The 5,513-nt window shown below is 54.5% G+C and carries 3 rRNA genes; all 3 read left to right on the top strand.

Annotated elements, in window-relative coordinates:
- Positions 1-237: 237 nt before the first annotated feature.
- A 16S ribosomal RNA gene (locus DW307_RS00370) occupies positions 238-1,761 on the top strand.
- A 414-nt stretch (positions 1,762-2,175) separates the two neighbouring features.
- Positions 2,176-5,280 (top strand): 23S ribosomal RNA (locus DW307_RS00380).
- A gap of 108 nt (positions 5,281-5,388) precedes the next feature.
- Positions 5,389-5,505 (top strand): 5S ribosomal RNA (gene rrf, locus DW307_RS00385).
- The 16S, 23S and 5S rRNA genes sit together here, the layout of an rRNA operon.
- Positions 5,506-5,513: the final 8 nt, after the last annotated feature.

A 5,513-nucleotide genomic window follows, 5' to 3' on the forward strand; every position in this document is an offset into this window, starting at 1 on the left:
CGGGCCTGGCTGTGATGGCTGGGTCGTGGGAGCATCCGATCCTTGAGAACTCAACAGCGTGCACTTGTCAAATGCCAAATTATCCTCGTCTAGCTTCGGCTAGTTGAGAATTCCTTTGGATCAAAGACCAACCTCCTTGTGGGGTTGGCAATGGATGAAGTCAGCAATGAATTTGTCTCTTTGGTCAGCATCAAACTCGCTGCGTCACCGTTTTCCCGGTGGGGTATGCATTTCTTTTTTACGGAGAGTTTGATCCTGGCTCAGGATGAACGCTGGCGGCGTGCTTAACACATGCAAGTCGAACGGTGAACACGGAGCTTGCTCTGTGGGATCAGTGGCGAACGGGTGAGTAACACGTGAGCAACCTGCCCCTGACTCTGGGATAAGCGCTGGAAACGGCGTCTAATACTGGATATGTGACGTGACCGCATGGTCTGCGTCTGGAAAGAATTTCGGTTGGGGATGGGCTCGCGGCCTATCAGCTTGTTGGTGAGGTAATGGCTCACCAAGGCGTCGACGGGTAGCCGGCCTGAGAGGGTGACCGGCCACACTGGGACTGAGACACGGCCCAGACTCCTACGGGAGGCAGCAGTGGGGAATATTGCACAATGGGCGCAAGCCTGATGCAGCAACGCCGCGTGAGGGACGACGGCCTTCGGGTTGTAAACCTCTTTTAGCAGGGAAGAAGCGAAAGTGACGGTACCTGCAGAAAAAGCGCCGGCTAACTACGTGCCAGCAGCCGCGGTAATACGTAGGGCGCAAGCGTTATCCGGAATTATTGGGCGTAAAGAGCTCGTAGGCGGTTTGTCGCGTCTGCTGTGAAATCCGGAGGCTCAACCTCCGGCCTGCAGTGGGTACGGGCAGACTAGAGTGCGGTAGGGGAGATTGGAATTCCTGGTGTAGCGGTGGAATGCGCAGATATCAGGAGGAACACCGATGGCGAAGGCAGATCTCTGGGCCGTAACTGACGCTGAGGAGCGAAAGGGTGGGGAGCAAACAGGCTTAGATACCCTGGTAGTCCACCCCGTAAACGTTGGGAACTAGTTGTGGGGTCCATTCCACGGATTCCGTGACGCAGCTAACGCATTAAGTTCCCCGCCTGGGGAGTACGGCCGCAAGGCTAAAACTCAAAGGAATTGACGGGGACCCGCACAAGCGGCGGAGCATGCGGATTAATTCGATGCAACGCGAAGAACCTTACCAAGGCTTGACATATACGAGAACGGGCCAGAAATGGTCAACTCTTTGGACACTCGTAAACAGGTGGTGCATGGTTGTCGTCAGCTCGTGTCGTGAGATGTTGGGTTAAGTCCCGCAACGAGCGCAACCCTCGTTCTATGTTGCCAGCACGTAATGGTGGGAACTCATGGGATACTGCCGGGGTCAACTCGGAGGAAGGTGGGGATGACGTCAAATCATCATGCCCCTTATGTCTTGGGCTTCACGCATGCTACAATGGCCGGTACAAAGGGCTGCAATACCGCGAGGTGGAGCGAATCCCAAAAAGCCGGTCCCAGTTCGGATTGAGGTCTGCAACTCGACCTCATGAAGTCGGAGTCGCTAGTAATCGCAGATCAGCAACGCTGCGGTGAATACGTTCCCGGGTCTTGTACACACCGCCCGTCAAGTCATGAAAGTCGGTAACACCTGAAGCCGGTGGCCTAACCCTTGTGGAGGGAGCCGTCGAAGGTGGGATCGGTAATTAGGACTAAGTCGTAACAAGGTAGCCGTACCGGAAGGTGCGGCTGGATCACCTCCTTTCTAAGGAGCATCTGACACTTTCGGGTGTCCAGAACCCAGATCGAGAACGTTCGTTTCTCGCTGGGAGCTCATGGGTGGAACATTTGACATGGTGCGAAGGATGTTGTTCTTCTTTAGTACGCCACTTCGGTGGTTGGAACGGGGAGGGTGGCGGATGTCGCACCTGCACGCTGTTGGGTCCTGAGGGACCGGATGCGGATCTTTCGGGATCTGGTCTGAACCTCTGGGCCTCTTTCTGTTTCCCCCGTGTGGGGTTGTGGAGAGGGGCACCGCCCGTACTTTGAGAACTACACAGTGGACGCGAGCATCTTGCAGCTGGCTTCGGTCAGTTGCACAAGATGATCTTAAAGATCATTAGTCAATTTCAGATTCCATCTTCGGATGGGGTCGAGTTTTTGATTCAAACTCATGTGATTTCAAGTCTTTAAGAGCAAACGGTGGATGCCTTGGCATCTGGAGCCGAAGAAGGACGTAGCAATCTGCGATAAGCCTCGGGGAACTGATAAGCAAGTTTTGATCCGAGGGTGTCCGAATGGGGAAACCCCGCTGGGCGGCGTGCCGACCTAGTGACTCCCGCCTGAATATATAGGGCGGGTAGAGGGAACGTGGGGAAGTGAAACATCTCAGTACCCACAGGAAGAGAAAGCAACCGCGATTCCGTTAGTAGTGGCGAGCGAAACCGGAACAGGCTAAACCTAGCGTGTGTGATAGCCGGCAGGCGTTGCACGTTGGGGGTTGTGGGACTTTTCAGTCATCTCTGCCGAGGTGGCGGCGTTACAAGAAGGTATAGACGAACGGTCTTGAAAGGCCGGTCATAGAGGGTGCCAACCCCGTAGTCGAAATGCCTCTCTTGGCGCGAAGAGTATCCCAAGTAGCACGGGGCCCGTGAAATCCCGTGTGAATCTGTCAGGACCACCTGATAAGCCTAAATACTCCCAGATGACCGATAGCGGACAAGTACCGTGAGGGAAAGGTGAAAAGTACCCCGGGAGGGGAGTGAAATAGTACCTGAAACCGTTTGCTTACAAACCGTTGGAGCCTCCTTAGTAGGGGTGACAGCGTGCCTTTTGAAGAATGAGCCTGCGAGTTAGCGATATGTGGCGAGGTTAACCCGTGTGGGGTAGCCGTAGCGAAAGCGAGTCTGAATAGGGCGATTCAGTCGCATGTCCTAGACCCGAAGCGAAGTGATCTATCCATGGCCAGGTTGAAGCGACGGTAAGACGTCGTGGAGGACCGAACCCACTTAGGTTGAAAACTGAGGGGATGAGCTGTGGATAGGGGTGAAAGGCCAATCAAACTTCGTGATAGCTGGTTCTCTCCGAAATGCATTTAGGTGCAGCGTTGCGTGTTTCTTGCCGGAGGTAGAGCTACTGGATGGCCGATGGGCCCTACAAGGTTACTGACGTCAGCCAAACTCCGAATGCCGGTAAGTGAGAGCGCAGCAGTGAGACTGTGGGGGATAAGCTTCATAGTCGAGAGGGAAACAACCCAGACCACCAACTAAGGTCCCAAAGCGCGTGCTAAGTGGGAAAGGATGTGGAGTTGCCTTGACAACCAGGAGGTTGGCTTAGAAGCAGCCACCCTTGAAAGAGTGCGTAATAGCTCACTGGTCAAGTGATTCCGCGCCGACAATGTAACGGGGCTCAAGCACGCCACCGAAGTTGTGGCATTGACATTATTGGTAGGCCTTCGTGGTCCAGCCGTGTTGATGGGTAGGAGAGCGTCGTGTGGCCAGCGAAGCGGCGGTGTAAACCAGCCGTGGAGGCTACACGAGTGAGAATGCAGGCATGAGTAGCGAATGACGTGTGAGAAACACGTCCTCCGAAAGACCAAGGGTTCCAGGGTCAAGCTAATCTTCCCTGGGTAAGTCGGGACCTAAGGCGAGGCCGACAGGCGTAGTCGATGGACAACGGGTTGATATTCCCGTACCGGCGAAGAACCGCCCAAGCTAATCCAGTAGTGCTAAGTGTCTGAATCCCAGTGACTGATCCCTTCGGGGTGACGCTCTGGGCCTAGCGCACGACCCCATTCTGGTGCGGTTAGCGTATTAACAGGTGTGACGCAGGAAGGTAGCCCAAGCCAGGCGATGGTTGTCCTGGTGCAAGTGCGTAGGCCGAGTCGTAGGCAAATCCGCGATTCACATAGGCTGAGACACGATGCGGATAAAAAGTGGGTGATCCTATGCTGCCAAGAAAAGCATCGACGCGAGGTTCTAGCCGCCCGTACCCCAAACCGACTCAGGTGGTCAGGTAGAGAATACCAAGGAGATCGAGAGAATCGTGGTTAAGGAACTCGGCAAAATGCCCCCGTAACTTCGGGAGAAGGGGGGCCTTCGGCGTATAGGGATTTACTCCCGAAAGCGTTTGGAGGCCGCAGAGACTAGTGGGTAGCGACTGTTTACTAAAAACACAGGTCCGTGCCAAGTCGCAAGACGATGTATACGGACTGACGCCTGCCCGGTGCTGGAAGGTTAAGAGGACCGGTTAGCCGCAAGGCGAAGCTGAGAATTTAAGCCCCAGTAAACGGCGGTGGTAACTATAACCATCCTAAGGTAGCGAAATTCCTTGTCGGGTAAGTTCCGACCTGCACGAATGGCGTAACGACTTCCCAACTGTCTCAACCGCGAACTCGGCGAAATTGCATTACGAGTAAAGATGCTCGTTACGCGCAGCAGGACGGAAAGACCCCGTGACCTTTACTACAGCTTGGTATTGGTGTTCGGTGTGGCTTGTGTAGGATAGGTGGGAGACTTTGAAGCATGGACGCTAGTTCGTGTGGAGTCATTGTTGAAATACCACTCTGGTCACTCTGGATATCTAACTTCGAACCGTAATCCGGTTCAGGGACAGTGCCTGGTGGGTAGTTTAACTGGGGCGGTTGCCTCCCAAAAAGTAACGGAGGCGCCCAAAGGTTCCCTCAACCTGGTTGGCAATCAGGTGTCGAGTGTAAGTGCACAAGGGAGCTTGACTGTGAGACTGACAGGTCGAGCAGGGACGAAAGTCGGGACTAGTGATCCGGCAGTGGCTTGTGGAAGCGCTGTCGCTCAACGGATAAAAGGTACCTCGGGGATAACAGGCTGATCTTGCCCAAGAGTCCATATCGACGGCATGGTTTGGCACCTCGATGTCGGCTCGTCGCATCCTGGGGCTGGAGTAGGTCCCAAGGGTTGGGCTGTTCGCCCATTAAAGCGGTACGCGAGCTGGGTTTAGAACGTCGTGAGACAGTTCGGTCCCTATCCGCTGCGCGCGTAGGAAATTTGAGAGGATCTGACCCTAGTACGAGAGGACCGGGTTGGACGAACCTCTGGTGTGTCAGTTGTTCCGCCAGGAGCACCGCTGATTAGCTACGTTCGGGATGGATAACCGCTGAAAGCATCTAAGCGGGAAGCCGGCCTCAAGATGAGATTTCCATACCTTCGGGTGAGAGGCTCCCAGCCAGACTACTGGGTTGATAGGCCAGATGTGGAAGTGCAGTAATGCATGCAGCTGACTGGTACTAATAAGCCGATGACTTGATAACACACCGTTTGTTGGTGCTACGCGTCCACTGAGTGGTTCTCGATGTACGGTCGAGAACCGCATAACAACAATGACTTTGTTATGTGTTTGATTGAAACATCAATAGTGTTTCGGCGGCCATAGCGTGAGGGAAACGCCCGGTTACATTCCGAACCCGGAAGCTAAGCCTCACAGCGCCGATGGTACTGCAGGGGGGACCCTGTGGGAGAGTAGGACACCGCCGGACTCCTTTTA

The sequence above is a fragment of the Microbacterium sp. K27 genome (assembly GCF_004794435.1).
GTDB lineage: Bacteria > Actinomycetota > Actinomycetes > Actinomycetales > Microbacteriaceae > Microbacterium > Microbacterium maritypicum_A.